The sequence below is a fragment of the Lentzea sp. NPDC036955 genome (genome assembly GCF_055608005.1).
The window spans coordinates 211,597-231,270 of the sequence record NZ_JBVJRC010000008.1; the positions used below are offsets into that span (position 1 = coordinate 211,597).

General features: G+C 72.9%; 17 protein-coding genes and 1 riboswitch. Of the genes, 8 read left to right on the forward strand and 9 right to left on the reverse strand.

The features are described from left to right. Positions 1–28: 28 nt before the first annotated feature. Genes ACZ7CF_RS27815 through ACZ7CF_RS27830 form a run of 4 tightly spaced genes read left to right on the forward strand, consistent with a single transcriptional unit; the run spans position 29 to position 2,979 of the window. On the forward strand, positions 29–418 hold the full coding sequence (locus ACZ7CF_RS27815; RefSeq protein ID WP_360392678.1) for a TIGR03618 family F420-dependent PPOX class oxidoreductase: 390 nt from the start codon (positions 29–31) through the stop codon (positions 416–418). Then, on the forward strand, positions 399–1,544 hold the full coding sequence (cbiE, locus tag ACZ7CF_RS27820) for a precorrin-6y C5,15-methyltransferase (decarboxylating) subunit CbiE (protein ID WP_470370942.1): 1,146 nt from the start codon (positions 399–401) through the stop codon (positions 1,542–1,544). The genes ACZ7CF_RS27815 and cbiE overlap by 20 nt, the downstream gene beginning before the upstream one ends. Continuing rightward, positions 1,541–2,281, forward strand: coding sequence for a precorrin-4 C(11)-methyltransferase (gene cobM / locus ACZ7CF_RS27825; RefSeq protein WP_360392675.1), 741 nt, complete (start codon positions 1,541–1,543; stop codon positions 2,279–2,281). Before cbiE ends, cobM begins: the two co-directional genes overlap by 4 nt. Then, positions 2,278–2,979 carry a cobalt-precorrin-6A reductase gene (locus ACZ7CF_RS27830; protein ID WP_470370943.1) on the forward strand — a complete coding sequence of 234 codons (702 nt, stop codon included), beginning with the start codon at positions 2,278–2,280 and terminating at the stop codon, positions 2,977–2,979. Before cobM ends, ACZ7CF_RS27830 begins: the two co-directional genes overlap by 4 nt. Here the strand turns inward: ACZ7CF_RS27830 and ACZ7CF_RS27835 are convergent. Genes ACZ7CF_RS27835 through ACZ7CF_RS27845 form a run of 3 tightly spaced genes read right to left on the reverse strand, consistent with a single transcriptional unit; the run spans position 2,951 to position 5,996 of the window. After that, positions 2,951–4,402 (reverse strand): precorrin-2 C(20)-methyltransferase, encoded by a 1,452-nt coding sequence (locus ACZ7CF_RS27835; RefSeq protein ID WP_458431033.1) that lies wholly within the window; start codon positions 4,400–4,402, stop codon positions 2,951–2,953. The genes ACZ7CF_RS27830 and ACZ7CF_RS27835 overlap by 29 nt on opposite strands. After that, positions 4,399–5,019: a precorrin-8X methylmutase gene (locus ACZ7CF_RS27840; protein ID WP_470370944.1), complete on the reverse strand. Its 621-nt coding sequence runs from the start codon at positions 5,017–5,019 to the stop codon at positions 4,399–4,401. Before ACZ7CF_RS27840 ends, ACZ7CF_RS27835 begins: the two co-directional genes overlap by 4 nt. Then, positions 5,016–5,996: a hypothetical protein gene (locus ACZ7CF_RS27845; protein WP_470370945.1), complete on the reverse strand. Its 981-nt coding sequence runs from the start codon at positions 5,994–5,996 to the stop codon at positions 5,016–5,018. The genes ACZ7CF_RS27840 and ACZ7CF_RS27845 overlap by 4 nt, the downstream gene beginning before the upstream one ends. A gap of 51 nt (positions 5,997–6,047) precedes the next feature. Next, positions 6,048–6,117, forward strand: a riboswitch (cobalamin riboswitch). 55 nt (positions 6,118–6,172) lie between these two features. Between ACZ7CF_RS27845 and cobN the strand changes: the two genes are divergently transcribed. Next, entirely contained in the window at positions 6,173–9,739 is a 3,567-nt protein-coding gene (cobN, locus tag ACZ7CF_RS27850) for a cobaltochelatase subunit CobN (protein WP_470370946.1), read from the forward strand. On the opposite strand, the gene ACZ7CF_RS27855 is transcribed toward cobN, so the two are convergent. Then, positions 9,700–10,374, reverse strand: coding sequence for a helix-turn-helix transcriptional regulator (locus ACZ7CF_RS27855; protein WP_360392092.1), 675 nt, complete (start codon positions 10,372–10,374; stop codon positions 9,700–9,702). The genes cobN and ACZ7CF_RS27855 overlap by 40 nt on opposite strands. Positions 10,375–10,428: 54 nt before the next feature. On the opposite strand from ACZ7CF_RS27855, the gene folE reads away from it, so the two are divergent. Together folE and ACZ7CF_RS27865 are read left to right on the forward strand one after the other, a co-directional pair. Then, the gene (gene folE, locus ACZ7CF_RS27860) at positions 10,429–10,974 is read left to right on the forward strand and encodes a GTP cyclohydrolase I FolE (protein WP_458431039.1); all 546 of its coding nucleotides are present in this window, start codon (positions 10,429–10,431) and stop codon (positions 10,972–10,974) included. A gap of 10 nt (positions 10,975–10,984) precedes the next feature. After that, positions 10,985–11,527, forward strand: a complete 543-nt coding sequence (locus tag ACZ7CF_RS27865; RefSeq protein WP_470370947.1) for a maltokinase N-terminal cap-like domain-containing protein — start codon at positions 10,985–10,987, stop codon at positions 11,525–11,527. A 135-nt stretch (positions 11,528–11,662) separates the two neighbouring features. Here the strand turns inward: ACZ7CF_RS27865 and ACZ7CF_RS27870 are convergent, their stop codons facing one another. Beyond that, a complete protein-coding gene (locus tag ACZ7CF_RS27870; protein WP_470370948.1) occupies positions 11,663–12,166 on the reverse strand; it encodes an EF-hand domain-containing protein in 504 nt (167 codons plus the stop codon). An 81-nt stretch (positions 12,167–12,247) separates the two neighbouring features. After that, complete coding sequence (locus ACZ7CF_RS27875; protein WP_470371062.1) at positions 12,248–14,797, reverse strand: AAA family ATPase; 2,550 nt, start codon at positions 14,795–14,797, stop codon at positions 12,248–12,250. Between the two features lie 276 nt (positions 14,798–15,073). Between ACZ7CF_RS27875 and ACZ7CF_RS27880 the strand changes: the two genes are divergently transcribed. Beyond that, a complete protein-coding gene (locus ACZ7CF_RS27880; RefSeq protein WP_470370949.1) occupies positions 15,074–17,695 on the forward strand; it encodes a helix-turn-helix transcriptional regulator in 2,622 nt (873 codons plus the stop codon). Here ACZ7CF_RS27880 and ACZ7CF_RS27885 read toward each other — a convergent pair. From ACZ7CF_RS27885 to ACZ7CF_RS27895, 3 genes are all read right to left on the reverse strand, one after another. Beyond that, on the reverse strand, positions 17,649–18,104 hold the full coding sequence (locus ACZ7CF_RS27885; RefSeq protein WP_470370950.1) for a LapA family protein: 456 nt from the start codon (positions 18,102–18,104) through the stop codon (positions 17,649–17,651). The genes ACZ7CF_RS27880 and ACZ7CF_RS27885 overlap by 47 nt on opposite strands. A 51-nt stretch (positions 18,105–18,155) precedes the next feature. Further along, the gene (locus ACZ7CF_RS27890) at positions 18,156–18,506 is read right to left on the reverse strand and encodes a DUF742 domain-containing protein (protein ID WP_360392077.1); all 351 of its coding nucleotides are present in this window, start codon (positions 18,504–18,506) and stop codon (positions 18,156–18,158) included. A 216-nt stretch (positions 18,507–18,722) separates the two neighbouring features. After that, positions 18,723–19,646, reverse strand: coding sequence for an anti-sigma factor RsbA family regulatory protein (locus ACZ7CF_RS27895; RefSeq protein ID WP_360392074.1), 924 nt, complete (start codon positions 19,644–19,646; stop codon positions 18,723–18,725). Positions 19,647–19,674 lie beyond the last annotated feature (28 nt).

The following is a 19,674-nucleotide window of genomic DNA, read 5'->3' on the forward strand; positions in this document are numbered from 1 at the left end:
TTTCGTCAGCGGGCCCCGCGCGGGGATGATGCGTGCCATGTCGATCGAGCGCGGCCCCGAGTTCACCGAGTTCTGGACGGAACGGCACCTGTGCACGCTGTCCACCGTGCGTGCGAACGGCACGCCACACGTGGTGCCCGTGGGAGTGACGCTCGACCGGGTGAACGGTGTCGCGCGGGTGATCACGGACGGCGCGTCGTGGAAGGTCCGGCACGTGCGCGGGGCCGGGTACGCGACGGTGTGCCAGGTGGACGGACGCCGGTGGTCCGCGCTGGAGGGGCCGGCCACCGTCCGCGAGGACGCCGAGTCCGTCGCGCAAGCGGAGGAGCTGTACGCGCAGCGTTATCGTCAGCCGCGGGTCAACCCCACACGGGTCGTGATCGAGATTCAGGTGCAGCGTGTCTCCGGATCAGTCTGACGTCCTCGTCGTCGGCATCGGCGCCGACGGGTGGGACGGGCTCTCGCCCGCCGCGCAGGCCGCCGTGTCGCGGTCGAAGGTGCTGATGGGCTCGCAGCGGCAGCTCGATCTGGTGCCGGGCGAGTTCGAGCGGGTCGCGTGGCCCTCGCCGCTGGTGCCGGCGCTGCCCGCGTTGTTCGAGAAGTACCGGGACGTGTGCGTGCTCGCCTCCGGCGACCCCATGTTCCACGGCATCGGCACGACGCTCGTGCGCATGCTGGGACCGCGCGTCACCGTCATCCCGCACCCGTCGTCGGTGTCGCTCGCGTGCGCGCGGCTCGGGTGGGCGTTGAACGAGGTCGAGGTCGTCTCGCTGGTGGGGCGGTCGGTCGACCTGCTGCGGCCCGCGCTCACGGCCGGGCGGCGGGTGCTGGTGCTCGGCGGGGACGCCGAGGCCGTGGCGGCACTGGCGGGACCGATCACGGTGCTGGAGCAGCTGGGCGGGCCGCACGAGCGGGTCTACCCGTGGTCGGGGCAGATCGCGGACCCGCTGTCGGTGATCGCCGTCGAGTTCAGCGGACCGGGGTACTCGCGGGTGCCGGGACTGCCCGACGACGCCTACGAGACCGACGGCCAGCTCACCAAGCGCGAGGTGCGGGCGGTGTCGGTGGCGCAGCTGGCGCCGTTGCCGGGGCAGCTGTTGTGGGACGTCGGCGCGGGGTCGGGGTCCATCGCGATCGAGTGGGCGCGCACGCACCCGACGTGCAGGGCCATCGCCGTCGAGCAGGACGCGGTGCGGGCCGAACGGATCGTGCGCAACGCCGCCGCGCTGGGCGTGCCGGGTGTGCAGGTGCTCGTCGGGCGGTCGCCGGAGGCGTTGGAGGGGCTGGAGAAGCCCGACGCGATCTTCATCGGCGGCGGGCTGACGGTGCCCGGCGTGGTGCAGTTCTGCTGGGACGCACTGGGTTCCGGTGGGCGGCTGGTGGTCAACGCGGTGACGCTGGAGTCGGAAGCCGTTGTGGCGCAGTGGTACGCGCGGCTCGGCGGGGACCTGGTGCGGATCGCGGTCAACCGCGGGTCCGCCGTCGGCGGGTTCACCGGCTGGCGGCCGCACATGCCGGTGACGACGTGGAGCGTGACCAAGTGACCGTGCACTTCATCGGCGCCGGACCCGGTGCCGCCGACCTGATCACCGTGCGGGGCCGCGACCTGATCGCCTCCTCGCCGGTGTGCCTGTACGCCGGTGCGCTCGTTCCGGTGGAGCTGCTGGAGTTCTGCCCGGACGGCGCACGGCTGGTCGACACGGCGAACCTGACGCTCGACGAGATCATCGCTGAGCTGGTGGCGGCCGACGAGGCCGGACTGGACGTGGCGCGGTTGCACTCCGGCGACCCGGCGGTGTTCAGCGCGATGGCCGAGCAGATGCGGCGGCTGGACGCGCTGGGCATCGGCTACGACGTGACGCCGGGGGTGCCGGCGTTCGCGGCCGCGGCGGCGTCGTTGCAGCGCGAGCTGACCGTTCCGGGCGTCGGGCAGACCGTCATCCTCACGCGGACGTCGCAGCGGGCCACGCCGATGCCGGAGGGCGAGGACCTGGACACGCTGGGGCGGTCGAACGCGACGCTCGTGCTGCACCTGGCCGTGCAGCGGATCGCGGACGTGGTCGCGGAGCTGGTGCCCAACTACGGCGCGGACTGCCCGGTCGCGGTCGTCGCGTACGCCTCGCGCGCGGACGAGGTCGTGTTGCGGGGCACCCTCGACGACATCGCCGCCCAGGTCGCCGCGGCGGGCATCAAGCGGACCGCGGTGATCATCGTGGGGAAGGTGCTGGGGGCGACGCAGTTCCCGGACAGCCACCTGTACTCGGCGACCCGCGTTCGATGATCCTCATCCTCGGCGGCACCGGCGAGGCCCGCGCGCTGGCGTCCCGGGTCACCGCGGTGTCCTCCCTGGCCGGACGGGTGCGCGAGCCGCGGCTCCCGGCCGGACAGGTGCGGGTCGGCGGGTTCGGTGGGGTGGACGGGCTCGCGCAGTGGTTGCGGGACAACGACATCCACGCCGTGGTCGACGCCACCCACCCGTTCGCCGCGCGGATCACGGCGAACGCCTTTGAGGCCTGCCAACGGGTCGGGGTGCCACTGCTGGTCCTGCGCCGGCCCGGGTTCACGCCCCGGCCGGGATGGACCCGGGTGAACAGCGTCGCGGACGCGGCGGCAGCCCTGCCCGGCGAGCGGGTGTTCCTCACGACCGGGCGGCAGGACCTCGCCGAGTTCGCCGGGTGCCCGCAGTGGTTCCTCGCGCGCATGGTCGAACCGCCGGAACCGCCGATGCCGCACCGGATCGAGGTGCTGCTGGCGCGCGGGCCGTTCACCGTCGAAGGCGAGCTGGCGCTGATGCGCGAGCACCGGATCGACGTGCTCGTGACGAAGGACAGCGGCGGCACGATGACGTCGGCGAAGCTGGACGCCGCGGAACGGCTCGGCCTCCCCGTCGTCGTCGTGCGGCGGCCACCGCTCCCACCCGTGGAGGCGGTGGCCACCGTGGACGAGGCCGTCAGCTGGTTGGGTACCGCCGGGGCGTGAACACGACCCCCTGCTCGGTCACGACGGTCTGCGACGAGCCGACGACCAGCAGGCAGCGCATGTCGATCGTGGCCGGGTCGAGCGCGCCGAGGGTGAGGACGCGGATCTCCTCCTCCGGACCGCCGACGTCCCGGCCGACGACCAGCGGCGTGTCCGGCGAACGGTGCTTGAGCAGCAGGTCGCGCATCTCCGCCACCTGGTGCGTGCGGGCCTTCGAGGCCGGGTTGTAGATCGCGATCACCAGGTCCGCCTTGGCGGTGGCCTCCAGGCGTTCGGCGATGACGTCCCACGGCTTGAGGCGGTCGCTCAACGAGATCACCGCGTAGTCGTGCCCCAGCGGCGCACCGGCCTTCGCGGCGACGGCGTTCGCAGCCGTGACACCGGGGAGCACCCGCACCGGGACGTCCGGGTGTTCGGCGGCCACTTCGAGGACCGCGGTGGCCATCGCGAACACACCGGGGTCACCCGACGAGACGACCGCGACGCGCGACCCGCGGCGGGCCAGGTCGAGTGCGAAGGCGGCGCGCTCGGACTCGACCTGGTTGTGCGAGGCGTGCTTCGTCTGGCCGGGGCGGTCGGGCACCCGGTTCAGGTAGGTGGTGTAGCCGACGAGGTCGTCGGCGGACTCCAGTGCCCGCTTCGCCTCCGGGGTGAGCCAGGAGTGGTGGCCTGGGCCGAGACCGACGACCACGACCTCACCACCCGGCCGCGCCGGCCGGGAGTTGCTGGGCAGCAACGCAAGCGAGAAGTACGGCACCGACCCGGGGTCGACGTCGGCGAGCTTCGCCGTGCGCTCCCGCCCGGTGGTCGCCCGCTCCACGTACCAGGCGCCGTCGAGCCGCCCGGCCTCCTCCAGCGCCTGCCGGACGTTGCCGAAGGTGCGGCCCAGCTTGAGGATCGCGGCGCAGTCGGTGTCCGCGATCCGCGCGGCCAGCTCGGCCGGCGGCAGCGTGCCGGGCAGGATCGTGAGCACCTCGTCCCGTTCGACGAGCGGGGTGCCCAGTACAGCGGAGGCACCGCTGACGGACGTGACGCCGGGGACGACCTCCGCCTCGTAGCGGTGGGCGAGCCGCTTGTGCATGTGCATGTAGGAGCCGTAGAAGAACGGGTCTCCCGCCGCGAGGACGACCACCGTGCGGCCGGCGTCGAGGTGCGCGGCCAGCGTGGCGGCGGCCTCCTCGTAGAACGCGTCGATCTCGCCCTGGTAGTCGTCGGTGTCCTCGGTGGTGACCGGGTAGACGAGCTGCTCCATGATCTGACCGTCGCGGAAGTACGGTGCCGCGATGCTCTTGGCGTTGCTGCGACCGTGCCGGGCGCTGTGGTAGGCGATGACGTCGGCTTCCCGGATGAGCCGTGCGGCCTTGACCGTCACGAGTTCGGGGTCACCGGGACCCACACCGACGCCGTAGAGCTTGCCCGTCATTCGACCTCACTAGCGATCGCGTTGATGGCGGCCGCCGTCATGGCACTGCCGCCGCGCCGGCCGCGGACCACGAGGTGTTCGAGATCCGTTGCGGCCAGGGCGTCTTTGGACTCCGCGGCGCCGATGAACCCGACCGGGATGCCGAGCACGGCCGCCGGTCGCGGGGCTCCGGCCGCGATCAGGTCCAGGAGGTGGAAGAGGGCGGTGGGGGCGTTGCCGATGGCGATCACCGCGCCGTCGAAGCGGTCGGCGAGCAGTTCGAGTGCCGCCGCGCTGCGCGTGTTGCCGATCTCGGTCGCCAGTGCGGGGGTACGGGGGTCCTGCAGGTAGCAGAGGACCTCGTTGTCCGCGGGGAGGCGCCGGCGGGTCACGCCGGACGCGACCATGTTGGCGTCGCACAGGATCGGGGCGCCGGCGCGCAACGCCGCGCGGGCGTCGCGGACGACGTGCGGGGAGAACCCGACGTCCCGCGGCAGGTCCGTCATGCCGCAGGCGTGGATCATGCGGACCACGACCTGGGCGACGTCGGCGGGGAAGGCGGTGAGGTCCGCCTCCGCGCGGATGGTGGCGAAGGACTGCCGGTAGATCTCCGCGCCGTCCCTGATGTACTCCGTCACCTGATCTCCTCGTAGCCGTCGCCGGTCGCGACGAACTCGATCACATCACCGGCCGGACGACCACATCGGCGTGAGCAACCCGACCAGTGCACCGGCCGCGAGCGGGGCGTGCCGAGCCACGCGCGGGCGTCGGCGCGGACGTCCGACAACGACTTCGCGCACCCCGGCTTGCCGGTGCACGCGCTCACCCCGTGCCACGGCGAGGCGGGGTCGGTGATCAGGCCGGACGTGTCGGTGCCCGGCGGCACGACGAGGGAGCGCCACGGGGTCAGGCGCAGGGCCGTGCCCGGCAGCTGACCGGCGTCGAGCCGGCCCAGTGGAACGCCTGGTGTCACAGGTGAAGGTGCGACAGGAGTCACAGCCGGGGTGACGCGCGGTGCGGCGGAAGTGCCGAGGTGGGCGGTGATCTTGCGCACACCGCCGTCCACTTCGGACAGGCGCCAGGCCGTGCCGCGCAGCTCCTGGAACAGCCGGGCGGCGGTGACGACGGCGTCCACGGGGTCGTCGACCCGGACACCTGTATCGGTACCGGCGAGCAGGAGCGCGTCGCCCACCAGGCCGATGTCGCCGCCCAGACCGCTCACCGAAGCACCCACCGTCACCAGGAAACGCCCTGGTAGGGCGGCGAGTGACGGGTCGGAGCACAGGGCGGTGTCCAGCGCGTCGACCAGCGCCTGGTTGTCGTCCAGGGGCGCGGCGATGATGTTGCGGATGCGTTCGTGGGTGTCCGACGGCAGCAGGCCGCACGCACGCAGGCGGGCACCCAGCTCGACCCCCGACGTGAGGCCCCTGATCTGGAGGTTCGCCCGCGAGGTCAGCTCCAGCACGCCCGACCCCAGTTCGGCCGCGGCGGTGCGCACGGCATCCCACTGAGCTGCGGAGAGGGTGCCGCCGGGGACCCGGATGCGGGCCAGCCCGCCATCGGCCGCCTGGTGCAGCTCGACGGCGCCGGGGCAGGCATCCGGGTGAGTACGCATAGGTCGGACTGTAACCCGCCGGTTAGGGTGAGCCCGAACGACGAAGCGCAGGAGGAAGCCGGTGCGAATCCGGCGCGGTCCCGCCACTGTGACCAGCGAACTCGCCGGGAGTCAGGAACTCCGCTTCGTCGCGACCCGTGACCTGGGGCGAGGACCCCACGAGGGATGGAGCCCGCGTGATCCTGCTGTTGTCGACCTCCGACACCGACCTGCTGTCGGCGCGTGCGAGTGGCGCCGAGTACCGGCTCGGCAACCCTTCGCGCACGACCACCGACGACCTTCCCGCGCTGGTCGAGGGCGTGGACCTGGTCGTCGTGCGCATCCTCGGCGGCCGCCGCATGTGGGAGGAGGGCCTCGACTGGCTGCTCGCGCAGCCGCTGCCCGTGGTCGTCCTCGGCGGTGAGATGCAGCCCGACGCGGCGCTCATGGAGCTGTCGACGGTGCCGGGCGGCGTGTGCGCGGAGGCGCACCTGTACCTCGCGCAGGGCGGGCCAGGAAACCTCGCCGAGCTGCACAAGTTCCTCGAGGACACGATCCTGCTGACCGGCCACGGGTTCGCCGCGCCCGCCGCCACCCCCACGTGGGGGGTGCTGGAACGCGAGCCGGCCGCGGTGGAGGGCCCGACGGTCGCGGTGCTCTACTACCGCGCGCACCACGTGGCGGGGAACACGGCGTTCGTGCACGCGCTGTGCGACGCGATCGAGGCCAAGGGCGGCAGGCCGCTGCCGGTGTTCTGCTCGTCGCTGCGCACCGCCGAACCCGAGCTGCTCGACACGCTCCGGCAGGCCGACGCGCTGGTCGTGACGGTCCTCGCGGCCGGCGGCACGAACCCGGCGAACGCGAGCGCGGGCGGTGACGACGACGCGTGGGACGTGGGTGCGCTGGCGGCGCTGGACGTGCCGATCCTGCAGGGCCTGTGCCTCACCTCCAGCCGTGAGCAGTGGGACTCCAACGACGACGGTCTGTCGCCACTCGACACCGCGACCCAGGTGGCGATCCCCGAGTTCGACGGCCGGATCATCACGGTCCCGTTCTCGTTCAAGGAGATCGACTCCGACGGTCTCACCGTCTACGTCGCCGACCCGGAACGGGCGCTGCGCGTCGCGGGCATCGCGACCAGGCACGCGCGGTTGCGGCACATCCCGGTCGGCGAGCGCAGGGTCGTCGTGATGCTGTCGGCGTACCCGACCAAGCACTCCCGCATCGGCAACGCGGTCGGCCTCGACACGCCCGCCTCCACGGTCCGGTTGCTGAAGGCCATGCGGGAGCACGGTTACGACATCGGCGACGACCTGCCGGGCGTCGACGAGCTCGACGGCGACAAGCTGATCCACGCGCTCATCGCCGCGGGCGGGCAGGACGTGGACTGGCTGACGCAGGAGCAGTTCGAGAGCAACCCGGTGCGCATCGCGGCCGCCGACTACCGGCGGTTCCACGAGACGCTGCCGGAGGAGTTCCGCGAGTCGATGCGGGAGCACTGGGGTGAGGCGCCCGGTGAGCTGTTCGTGGACCGCAGCAAGGACCGCGACGGCGAGATCGTCCTCGCGGCCCTGCAGTCCGGCAACGTCACCGTCATGGTCCAGCCGCCGCGCGGGTTCGGCGAGAACCCGATCGCGATCTACCACGACCCGGACCTGCCGCCCTCGCACCACTACCTCGGTGCCTACCACTGGATCGAGTCGAGCTTCCGCGCCGACGCCGTGGTGCACGTGGGCAAGCACGGCAACCTGGAGTGGCTGCCGGGCAAGACCGTCGGCATGTCGGCGTCCTGTGGCACGGACGCGGCGCTCGGCGACCTGCCGCTGATCTACCCGTTCCTCGTCAACGACCCCGGTGAGGGCACGCAGGCCAAGCGGCGCGCGCACGCCACGCTGGTCGACCACCTCGTGCCGCCGATGGCCCGCGCGGACAGCTACGGCGACATCGCGCGGCTGGAGCAGTTGCTGGACGAGTACGGGAACATCTCCGCGATGGACCCGGCCAAGGTGCCGGCGATCCGCGCGCAGATCTGGACGTTGATCAAGGCCGCGAAGCTCGACCACGACCTGGGGCTCGACGACCGGCCGCACGACGCGGAGTTCGACGAGTTCATCCTGCACGTCGACGGCTGGCTGTGCGAGGTCAAGGACGTCCAGATCCGCGACGGCCTGCACGTCCTCGGCCAGGCGCCGGCGGGGGAGACCCGCGTCAACCTGGTGCTCGCGATGCTCCAGGCGCGGCAGATGTGGGGCGGTCAGGTCGCGGCGCTGCCCGGTCTGCGCGAGGCGCTCGGACTCGTCGGCACGGCGCGTGAAGACGTTGACACCGTTGAGGAACAGGCCCGCGTGCTCGTCCAGGCGATGGAGGACGCGGGCTGGGACGCCGCCGTGGCGAAGACGCTGCACGAGAACCCCGATGTGCAGAAGATCCTGGAGTTCGCGGCCGTCGAGGTCGTGCCGCGGCTCGCCCGCACGACCGACGAGATGACGCACGTCCTGCACGCGCTCGACGGCGGTTACGTCCCGGCCGGTCCGTCCGGTTCCCCGTTGCGCGGTCTGGTGAACGTGCTGCCGACCGGCCGCAACTTCTACTCGGTCGACCCGAAGGCCATCCCGTCGCGGCTCGCGTGGGAGACCGGCCAGGCGATGGCGGACTCGCTGCTGGAGCGCTACCGGGCCGACAACGACGGCGAATGGCCGCCGTCCGTGGGTCTGTCGGTGTGGGGCACGTCCGCGATGCGCACCGCCGGTGACGACATCGCCGAGGTGTTCGCGCTGCTGGGCGTGCGACCGGTGTGGGACGACCAGTCCCGCCGCGTGACCGGCCTGGAGGTCGTCCCGCTCGACGAGCTCGGCCGGCCGCGCATCGACGTCACCGTGCGGATCTCCGGGTTCTTCCGCGACGCCTTCCCGCACGTCGTGTCCCTCCTGGACGACGCGGTGCAGCTGGTCGCGGCGCTGGACGAACCGGCGGAGCAGAACTTCGTGCGGGCGCACGCGGTGCAGGACCTGGCGGAGCACGGCGACCACCGCCGGGCGACGCTGCGGATCTTCGGCTCGAAGCCCGGTGCGTACGGCGCCGGCGTGCTGCCGTTGATCGACAGCCGCAACTGGCGCGACTCGCAGGACATCGCCGAGGTGTACGCGGTCTGGGGTGGCTACGCCTACGGTCGCGGTGTCGACGGCATCGCCGCGCGCGCGGACATGGAGTCGGCGTACCGGCGGATCGCGGTGGCGGCCAAGAACATCGACACCCGCGAGCACGACATCGCCGACTCGGACGACTACTTCCAGTACCACGGCGGCATGGTCACGATGGTGAAGGCGCTGACCGGCAAGGCGCCCGCCGCGTACGTCGGGGACAGCACGCGCCCGGAGGCGGTGCGGACCCGCACGCTCACTGAGGAAACGTCGCGGATCTTCCGGGCCCGCGTGGTGAACCCGCGCTGGGTCAACGCGATGCGCCAGCACGGGTACAAGGGCGCGTTCGAGTTGCAGGCCACGGTCGAGTACCTGTTCGGCTACGACGCCACGACCGGCGTGGTCGCCGACTGGATGTACGAGAAGCTGACCGAGACCTACGTGCTCGACCCGGAGACGCGGAAGTTCCTGCAGACCTCGAACCCGTGGGCGTTGCACGGCATCGCGGAACGGTTGCTGGAGGCCGCCGAGCGCAAGATGTGGGAGCACCCGGAGGAGGCCACCCTGGACGCGCTGCGGGCGGCCTACCTGGAGACCGAGGGCGACCTGGAGGACGGCGCCTGATCGAGGCGCACGCAGCAGTGGTCCGGTGACGGGTCGAGGCGGGCGCGGTAGCCCGCCCCGATGCCGTCGGCCAGGCCGGTGAGCAGGCGGAGGTTGAGGCCGCAGACCAGCTCGGTGTGGCGTTGCGCGAGGCTGTGGAACGGGCAGTTGCCCAGCAGGACCGAGCCGTCCCCGGCCCGCGGCTCGAACCCGAAGTCCTCCAGCGCCTGCACGAGGTCGCCCCGCGCGGCGGCCGCGAGGGCCGTGCCCCACTCGTGCGCGCGGCGGCGCAGGACCTCGCGCGGGGGCTCACCGGTGGTCTCGGCTTCGAGGAGGGCATCGGTCAGCAGGTGGCTCGCGGCCTCGTACCGCCGGTCCGGCAGCGACACCGCGATCTGCTCCTCGGCACGGCGGTAGAGCTTCGCCGGACGGCCCGCGCCCGGTCCGCCGCGTCCGGTCCGGCGCTGGTGCACGACTGTGAGGAGGCCCATCTCGACCAGCTTGTCGAGGTGGAACCCGGCGGTCGTGCGGGGCAGTCCGGCGGCTTGCGCGGCCTCGTCCTTGCTGATCGGCGCGGTCCGGCGGGCCACGAGGTCGTACAGCCTGCGCCGGTTCGGTTCGTCCAGGGCCGCGACGGCGGCGACGGGGTCGGCCATCTCTAAAAACTACTCCCATTGACTAAATTCGGCCAGCCGAACTACCGTGGCGGCATGGACGTCGAGGGCGCGCAGAAGGCGGTCACGGACCTGCTCAAGGCGCTGGGCAAGGACCCGTACTCCGAACACCTGGCCGACACGCCGCGCCGGGTCGCCGAGGCGTACGAGGAGCTGCTGACGCCCCGGACGTTCAACCTGACCACGTTCCCCAACGACGAGGGCTACGACGAGCTGGTGCTGGCCCGCGGCATCCCGGTGCAGTCGTTGTGCGAGCACCACATGCTGCCGTTCCACGGCATCGCGCACGTCGGGTACCTGCCGGGGGAGCGCATCCTGGGGCTGTCGAAGCTCGCGCGGGTCGTGGAGATGTTCGCCCGCGACCTCCAGGTGCAGGAGCGGCTGACCAAGCAGGTCGCCGACTGGCTGCAGGAACACCTGCGGCCCAAGGGCGTCGGCGTGGTGATCGAGGCCGAGCACATGTGCATGGCGTTGCGCGGGGTGCGGGTCAGCGGGTCCCGCACGGTGACCTCGGCGTTGCAGGGCGCGTTGCGGCAGGACCCCGCGTCCCGGCAGGAGTTCTTCACGCTGGTGCACGCGTAACCTGCGGGACATGGGGAACATCCACGCCGGGGCCGCGCTGACACCGCCGTTCCGCGACTTCGTGCCCGCCTGGGTGGCGCGGCAGGACTGGTACGCGGGCGAGGGGCCGTTGCGGCCGGTCGGGTACTTCCGGTTCTCCGACCCCGCGGGCGAGGTCGGCGTGGAGACGCACCTGCTGCGGGCGGGTGAGTCGGTCTACCAGGTCCCGCTGACCTACCGGCCGGCACCGCTCGACGGTGGCGCGCTCCTCACGACCGCCGAGCACAGCGTCCTGGGCCCGCGGTGGATCTACGACGCCGTCACCGACCCCGTCTGGCACGCCGCCGTGCTCGACCTCGTCACCGCCGGCGGCACCTCGGAGCCGGGCAGCCGCAGCCTGGCCGCCGAGGCCCGCGGCGAGCTGCGGCGCGCGGTGGGGGGTCCGGTCGTGGTCGAGCTCGACCGCCTGGTGCTGCCGCGCCCCGCCGACGGTGACGTGGTCGGCGTGGTCACGGGCTCGTGGGAGGGCGGGTCCGGTCGCCTCGCCGTCGTGCGCCCGGCGCCCACCGGTTGAGGTCGCCCAGCACCCCCATCGCCGCGGGCACCAGCAGGCAGCGCACGACCGTCGCGTCCACCGCGACCGCCACCGCCGACCATGATCGCCCCGGCCCTCTCTGACTCCCCCTGCCTGCCGGAGCAGCAGGGGGAGTCAGAGAGGGCCGAAGACGCGGGTGCCGGCGGCGGAGGGGTCGTCGCCGGACCAGAACTCCAGCCACAGCTGGGCGAACTCGTCGCGCGACAGCCTGCCGTCGCCGTCGGAGTCGAGGGCCGCGAAGTCGGTGGCACCGTCATGACCGAGCCACGCGGAGATCATCGTCTGGAACTCCTCCGGCGACACGTAGTCGTCCCCGTTGGCGTCCACGGCACCGAACATCGCGTGCGCCGTGCCGGTGACCGCCTCCGGGCTCCGCGGCAGCACGTCCACGATGGACAGCACGTCGTCCATGCTCACCCGGTCGGTGCCCGCCGCCGACGTGAGGGTGGCCCACCAGCCCATCATCACCTCGGACAGCAGCTCCTCGTCGCCGCCGCGCAACGACACCCAGCGCGCGGTGAGCGCGCGGAAGTCGCTCTCGTCGAGGTATCCGTCGCTGTTGGCGTCCAACGCGCCGAACACCACGGACACCTTGCGTCTTTGCAGGTCGCTCGCCATGAGCAAGGACCATGGGCCGAACGGTCCAGCGTGAACCATCGGCCGAACGGGTCCGGACCACTCGCGTACGGGGGATGCCGCTCACCCCGCGTCGAGCGCCTCCGGCAGCTGCAACCGGCCGGGCACGCCGAGCTTGCGGTAGACGGCGGTGAGCACGCCCTCCACCGCGTCGGCGGACAGCAGCAGGGCACCGGCGATCTCCTCGTCGCACCGGCCCCGCGCCGCCAGCACCGCCACCTGGTGCTCCACCGGTGTCAGCGCGGTCGGCCCGGTCTGCCGCAGCCGCCGCGGTCCCGCGCTCGTCGCGACCAGCTCGGAGTGCGCCCGTGCCGCCATTGCCGTGGACCCGCACTTCTGCGCCAGGTCCACCGCCTCGCGCAGGCACACGCGCGCCGCCGCCGTGTCGCCCTGCCGGCGCGCCACCACGCCGAGGTCCACCAGCGCGCGGCCCAGTTCGAGCCGGGCGGGGGAGCCGCGCAGCACCCGCACGGCGTCCTCCAGGTGCGCGCGTCCGGCGGCTCCCGCGGTGACCCGGCCCAGTGCGCGCAACGCCATGCCCAACGCCCTGGGCGCACCCCAGTCCCCGGCCAGCTCGACCTCCTCCAGCGCGAACTGCCGGGCCCGCTCGCCGTCGCCCAGCGCCGCGCACGCCACCGCCGCACCGGAACGCCACGCCAGCGCGGCCGGGTTGCGGTACGGCCACTGGGCGCAGTGCCGTGCGGCGGCCAGGAACGCCTCCAGCGCCTCGTGGTCCTCACCGCGCACGATCAACGCCCGGCCGCGCACGGTCAGCATCCCGCCGTAGGTCCACAGCCGCCGGAGCTCGTCCGTCGTCGTCTGCTCGATCAACGCCAGCGCCTCGTCCGGACGTCCTTCCTCCAGCAGGATGTCCGCGAGCAACGCCGCGTGCCAGGCCGTCACCGCGTGCCAGTGCGGGTCCTGCCGCAGGTGGCCGGCGGCCGCGGTGAGGTCGGCGCGGGCGGACGTGAGATCTCCCTTGCGCCGCTGGACGTTCGCCCTCATCACCGACACCAGCGCGCGCAACGCCGGTGCCTCCGCGCGGTCCACGGCGTCGAGCACGTCCAGCGCCGGGTCGAGCCGGTCGGCCAGGTTCAGCACCATCGCGGACGTCAACGCCGGCATCGCGCCGTCGGTGGACAGCCGCCGCACGGCCTCGGCCGCGCTGATCGACCCGGCCATCACGTGGTGCAGCACCCCCGCCGGGGTGTCGAGCGGCACCGACGGCGGCACCGCCTCCCGCCACACCAGCCCGTGCACCACCAGGTGCGCGAAGGCGTCGGGGGAGCGCAGCACCTCCACCAGCTCCGCGGGTTTCCCGTCGGCGTGCAACGCGTAGGACAGCGCCACGGCGGACTCCACGTCGTCCACATCGGACTCGTGCGCCTCGCGCAGCCGTGCCGTCGCACCCGGCAGGTTCCCGACCAGCTCCGCCATCCCCAGCATCCGCAACGCCCGCGCGGGGTTCGCGACCGGCTCGCGCAACGCCCGCCACAGCAACCGGGCCGCACCGGGCTGGTCGCCACCGCCCACCGCCTCCCGCGCCGCCCGGTCCAGCACCCCGCCCGCCCACGGCGGCAGCCCCGGTGCCGTCTGGAGCAGGTGCGCCGCCACCTCGCGGTCCGCGGCACCGTGGGCCCGCAACGACTCCGCCGCCCGCAGGTGCAACGCCGACAGCGCCGCCGCCGGCACGTCCGCGAGCACCGCCGGACCGGTCGCGCCGAGCAGTTCGGCCGTGCGCACCGCCTCGGCCAGCTCGCCGGGACCCAGCCCGGTCAGCTCCGCCAGCACGCCGGGGTGCGGTGCCGGCCCGAGCACCGCCAGGCAGTGCGCCGCCGTCACGACCGCCGCCGGGCGCCGCCGCACCCGCGCCACCACGACCTCGCGGGCCACCTCCGCGGCCAGGTGATCAACCTGCCTGGCCGCCGCGGCCGAGGGCGGCACCCCGTCCCGCGCCAGCGCCCTCAGCAGCCGCACGGTCAGCAGCGGGTTCCCGCCGGTCGCGGTGCGGCAGGCGGCGGTGAACGCCGGATCGGCCGGGCCCAGTGCCGCGGTGACCAGCCCGGTGACCTCGTCCGGCGTCAGGTCCGCCAGCACCACCCGGCGGCACGTCGCCGCGATCTCCGCGAACGACGGGTCGTCCGCCCGTTCACCGGAACCGACCGCGAGAACCACCGCCACCGGCAGCTGCCGCACCCGCAGGGACAGGTACGCGAGCCACCGCAACGACTCCGCGTCCGCCCACTGCGCGTCGTCCACGAGAACCAGCAAACCGGACGAACCGGCTAACTCAACCGCGAGCCGGTAAAGCGCTCGCAGCACCGCGAAGCCGGCACCGGAGGCCGTCGACCGGAGGGCCGGGACTGCCTCCGAAGGCACCACCGCCGGATCCACCAAATCGAACAACTGGGCCACCAAGCCGAATGGTAAATCGATTTCCAGAGCACTTCCGCGGGCCCGCACGACGCGTCCGCCGGAGCCTTCCCAGCGCGCGGCGACGTCGTCCAGCACCGCCGTCTTGCCCGTACCCGGAGCGCCTTCCACGACCGTCGTCGTGCCCGGCGCCACCCGGTCGCTGATTCCGGCGCACCACGCTTTCGGCGGGTTTTCCACGATCTCTCGCAATCCGGGGGTGAAACGATCAGCAGAAATGATGCTAGGAGAAAGCGCGCCACTTGCCCAGGTAAAGGTAGCCGCGCCGGGAGGCGTCTCAGCACGGTGGTGGCACGTATGATCCGCCAGGCAGCTACTCGAATGGGTAGCGGCGGCCGGAAGAGTGCGTGACCGCTCATCCCCGCAGGCCGGTTCGGAACCATCAGGGCTGGTCGCGGCCGGGGTCGCTGTGGTAGGGCAGCGTTTCTCCGCAGCCGCGGGGTGAAAGGAAATCGGGTGTCGGGGAATCGGGACGGGCTGTTCCGCGGCCGCGAAGGAGAACGGGCGCTGCTCGACGGCGTGCTGGCCGAGGGCACCGGTGTGGTCCTCGTCGACGGCGCGGCGGGCACCGGCAAGACCCGGCTGCTGACCGAGACCGCCCGCACCGCCGAACGCCGCGGCTTCACCGTCGTGACCGCGCGCGACGAGCTGGACCAGCCGTTCCTGCTGGCCCGCCTGGCCGAACGCGAACCCGGCGGTCCTACGCTGGTCGTGCTCGACGACCTGCACCTCGCCGAGCCCGGCACCCTCGCCGCACTGCGCGCGCTGCTGCCGAACTCCGTGCAGCAGCAGGTGGTCTGGCTGCTCGCCCGGCGCTGCGGTGAGGGCGCCGACCGCCTGTTCGCCGCCCTCGCCCGCACCGCCGCGCACGTCGAGCTGCGGCCGTTGCCCGACGACGTCGCCGCCCAGTTCGTCGCCGATCTCGCCGGCGGCGTTCCCGACCACGACCTGTGCGCGCTCGCCGCCACCGCCCAGGGCAACCCCGCCGCCCTGATCCGCCTCGTCACCGCACTGCGCGACGACGACCAGCTCGTGGTCACAGGGGAACGGGCCGCGCTGCGCACCGACGGGTCGCCGCGCCGCACGGAAGCGTTGCTGCGCGAGCGCATCACGGCCCTGAGCGGCGGAGCGCGGCACCTGCTGCAGGTCGCGTCGGTGTTCGGGCCGCGGTTCGAACCCGGTGACGTCGCCGAGCTGCTCGCCTCCAGCACCGCGGTCCTGGTGCCCGCGCTGGACGAGGTGATCGGCGCCGGCCTCGTCACCGCGGCCGAGGACCGGCTCGCGTTCCGCCACGAGCTGGTCTGGCGGCTCGTCGCGGACTCCGTGCCCGCACCCGTCCGGCGCGCGCTGCACCGCGAGGCGGGGGAGATGCTGCTGGGGCGCGGGGACGCCGCGGCCACGGCCGCCCGGCACCTGCTGCACGGCGCCCGGCGCGGTGACGTGCGGTCGATCGACGGTCTGGTCACGGCGGCGAAAGCCGTGCTGTGGCAGGCACCCGACGCCTCGGCCGAGCTCGCCGTGCGGGCACTGGAGCTCACCGACCAGACCTCGCCGTCGCTGCCGAACCGCACGGTGACCGCCGTGCGGGCCCTGGTCGCCGCGGGCCGGCTGACGGCGGCCCGCGCGCTCGCCGAGGACTCGGTCGCGGGCCAGGTGCCCTCGCCCAGTGCGGCGAAGCTGCGGCACTGCGTGGCGGTCACGACGTTGCTCGGCGCGCGGTGCGCCGAGTCCGCGGAGCTCGCCGACGTGCTGCTCACCGAGACCGACCTGCCCGCGGAGCTCGTGCCCTGGGTGGAGATCACCCGGCTGATGGCGTTGCTCGGGCACGACCGGCACCGTGCCCAGGAGGCGGCGGACGCGGTCGTGCGCTCCCGCCGGGGTGCGCCGGACGACGTGCTCGCCACGGCCCTCGCCGTGCTCGCGGCGCTCGCGCGTGACAGCGGACGTCCCGGCACCGCACTGGAACTGGCCCGTGCGGGCGCGCGGGCGGTGTCCTCCCACGACCTGTGCGCCTACCCGCAGCTGCTGCTCGCGACCCTGCACGCCGGGCTGCGCGAGTTCGGCGAGGCCGAAGGCCTGCTCCGCCGGGTCCGCGGCGGGCCGTCCTCCGTCGTCACCGGGGAGCTGCTGACCGCCGTCGTGCACGCGCGCGTCCTGTTGCAGGCAGGGCGGATCGAGGAGGCCGCCGCCGAGGCCCGCACCGCGCTCGCCGCCGCCGAGGACACCGGGCACACCGTCCTGCTGGCGCCCGCGCTGGTGGTGCTCGCGCTGGTCGCCCTGCACACCGGCGACCTGCCCGCGGCGGTCGAGCACGTCGAGCGGTACCGCGGCACCGGCCAGGTCGACGGGATCGTCTTCTCCCACGGCTACTACCAGTGGGCCGACGTGCTCGTCACCTACGTGCACCGCGGCCTCGAACCGGCGCTGGGGCTGCTGCACGGCCGGTACCCGGACCTGGTCGAGTCCGGGCTCTTCGCCGAGGAACCCCGCGCCGCCGGGTGGTTCGTGCGCAGGGCCGCCGAGGCGGGCGACGACGGGCTCGCCAAGGCCGTGGTCGACCGGGTGGAACGGCTCGCGGAGGAGAACCCCGGCTTCCGCGCGGTGGCCGCGACCGCCCTGCACGTCCGAGGCCTGTTCGACGGCGACACCGCGCTGCTGCGGCTTGCCTCCGAACAGCACCGCGACCCGTGGGCGCGCGCCAACGCGGCCGAGGACCTCGGCGCGGTGCTGGCCGCGACACCCGACCGCGCCGCGTCGGTGAAGGCGCTGGAGACCGCGCTCGGCCTCTACCGCGAGATCGGCGCGTCCCGCGACGGCGCCAGGGTGCTGGAACGGCTGCGCAAACTCGGCCGGCGCCGCCGTGCGGCACCGGTGCGGCCCTCGTCCGGATGGTCCAGCTTGGACGACACCGAACGGGCGATCGCGAACCTGGTGGCGAAGGGCAGGACGAACCGGCAGATCTCGACGCAGCTGTTCATGTCACCGCACACGGTGAACTTCCACCTGCGCAAGATCTTCCGGAAGCTGGGGATCAGCTCTCGCGTCGAGCTGGTGCTGAGGTCCCGGGACGAGGACTAGGGACGACCTGGGCGCGCTTGGCCTGGCGGCGCAGCTGCATGATCCGGGCCGCGCCCACGACCGCGACGAGCAGCCCGCCGCCGATCGCGGCGAACAGCAGCGCGACGCCCAGCGGCAGCGTGCTCTGGCCCCCCAGGAAGTAGATGGTCGTGTTGCCGCCGTTCTGCAGGATGAACACCAGCAGGAAGATCAGCACGACGAGCGCGACCAGCACGGCCACCCAGGTGCCGCTGATCCTGGTCGGCCGCGGCTTCCTCTTCTGGGCGACGGTCCCGGTCGTGTCCCCCGGCGTGGTCGCGGGCGGGGTCGTGATCGGGGTCGTCGGCGCGGCAGACGGCGCAGTCGACGCGGAGGTCGGCTGCGGGGTCGGCTGCGGGGTCGGTTCGGTCTCGCCGCTGGGGGTCGCCACAGCACCATTATCGGCGCCCCGGCACGATTCCGCGCGCCGGCCGGAGGTGGGTCAGAGGCGCCGCAGACCCGACAGAACCCGTTCGAGCAGCGCCATGTTCGGCTTGTCGCCGGGTTCGTGCACGGCGACGAGGTCCAGCGTGATCAGGTCGCTCAGCAGCACCCGCGTGACACCGAGCGGGATCTTCATGAGCGCGGAGATCTCCGCGACCGACCGCGGTTGCAGGCACAGTCTCATCATCTGGGACTGTTCGGCGCTGGCCCGGTACAGGCGTTCCTCGTCGGTCGAGAGCAGCGTCTCCAACCGGAGGTCGTGGCGGGCCGCGGTGCGGCCACCGGTGCGGGCGTACGGGCGGACCAGCGCGCTGTCCCGCGCCGACACCTGCTGTTCTTCTTCCTGCATCAGCCACTCCGGAGGCGGTTCCGGCGGTCGCCGGCGCGTCGGGTGCTGACGGGGTAGCTGCTGCGTCTCCAGACCGCTCGCGTCATCTCTTCCATCGGCGCGCAGGCGTGCGCGAGTCGCCGGAGACCCGAAACGTGCCCCGGTGTAACCGATTTCCGTCGCTTCCTCGTCGTGCACGTGCCCAAGCTATAACGAGATCGGCCAAATGTATGTCGATCACGTTGCCTTTTTGTGCCCCAGGTCGAATCTGACCTGGATTGCGGTGCCCGACGACGTCGTTTGGGTGCGCACGAGGTCGGCCAAACGGTTCACCAGCAACAGACCGCGACCGCCTGGATCGTTTGCGTGAACGGGTGTGCGTCCAGCCAGAACATCGGTGATGTGACCGTTGTCGTTGACTTGGCAAACAATGCTCTCGCTTTCGGTCCAGACCCGGACGGTGCTCTCGCCGCCGCCGTGCCGGACGCTGTTGGTCGCGAGCTCCGTGACCGCGAGTGCGAAGTCGTGGACGCGGTCGGGCGCGAGACCGAGCTTCGTGGCCTGCTCGCGCGCGAACGCCCGCACCGCCGCCATCGCCCCGGCGCCGACGCTCGTGCCGGCGGCGTCCTCCGGGATGGGCAGCGGCATCGTGTGCGCTGCGACGACGACCCGTGCGGGGTGGAAGTGGTCACTGGGGCGGTGACCGCCGGCGTCGATCACGACCGGGTGGGTCTTCTCGGCGTCGGCGAGGACGTCGTGGCTGAGCCCGGTGGTGTCGTACGGGCACAGGATGCTCAGGTCGCGGTCGCTGAACGCGTAGTTGACCAGCGCCTCGTGCAGCGCGCACGCCGGGTACTCGACGTCGCTGCGGCCCTCCCACACCGGTTCGGCGATGATCCGCAGCGGCCCGCGGTGCCGGTCGGCGAACGCGCGGAGCTCCGGGATGATCCGGCCGGGGTTGCGGCCGGCGTCCGCCATGTCGAGGAAGGTGACGAGGTGCGCGAACCCGCTGAGCGCCTCCCTGAGCAGCGCGAGGTGGCGGTCCGGCACGGCGACGACCACCGGTTCGGCGTTCGCGAGCCCCTCCACGACGAACGGGACGATGCCGTCGATGTAGGACTCCTCGTCGGAGTAGAACAACGCCGGATGTGCGAACGTCATGTGCCACCTCTCGTCAACACCCCGGGGT

Excerpts from the sequence above, each read along its gene's own strand:
- ACZ7CF_RS27815 (WP_360392678.1), top strand. The coding sequence starts at position 29 with ATGCGTGCCATGTCGATCGAGCGCGGCCCCGAGTTCACCGAGTTCTGG.
- ACZ7CF_RS27830 (WP_470370943.1), top strand. The coding sequence starts at position 2,278 with ATGATCCTCATCCTCGGCGGCACCGGCGAGGCCCGCGCGCTGGCGTCC.
- ACZ7CF_RS27835 (WP_458431033.1), bottom strand. The coding sequence starts at position 4,402 with ATGACGGGCAAGCTCTACGGCGTCGGTGTGGGTCCCGGTGACCCCGAA.
- ACZ7CF_RS27845 (WP_470370945.1), bottom strand. The coding sequence starts at position 5,996 with ATGCGTACTCACCCGGATGCCTGCCCCGGCGCCGTCGAGCTGCACCAG.
- ACZ7CF_RS27855 (WP_360392092.1), bottom strand. The coding sequence starts at position 10,374 with ATGGCCGACCCCGTCGCCGCCGTCGCGGCCCTGGACGAACCGAACCGG.
- folE (WP_458431039.1), top strand. The coding sequence starts at position 10,429 with ATGGACGTCGAGGGCGCGCAGAAGGCGGTCACGGACCTGCTCAAGGCG.
- ACZ7CF_RS27865 (WP_470370947.1), top strand. The coding sequence starts at position 10,985 with ATGGGGAACATCCACGCCGGGGCCGCGCTGACACCGCCGTTCCGCGAC.
- ACZ7CF_RS27870 (WP_470370948.1), bottom strand. The coding sequence starts at position 12,166 with ATGGCGAGCGACCTGCAAAGACGCAAGGTGTCCGTGGTGTTCGGCGCG.
- ACZ7CF_RS27890 (WP_360392077.1), bottom strand. The coding sequence starts at position 18,506 with ATGCAGGAAGAAGAACAGCAGGTGTCGGCGCGGGACAGCGCGCTGGTC.
- ACZ7CF_RS27895 (WP_360392074.1), bottom strand. The coding sequence starts at position 19,646 with ATGACGTTCGCACATCCGGCGTTGTTCTACTCCGACGAGGAGTCCTAC.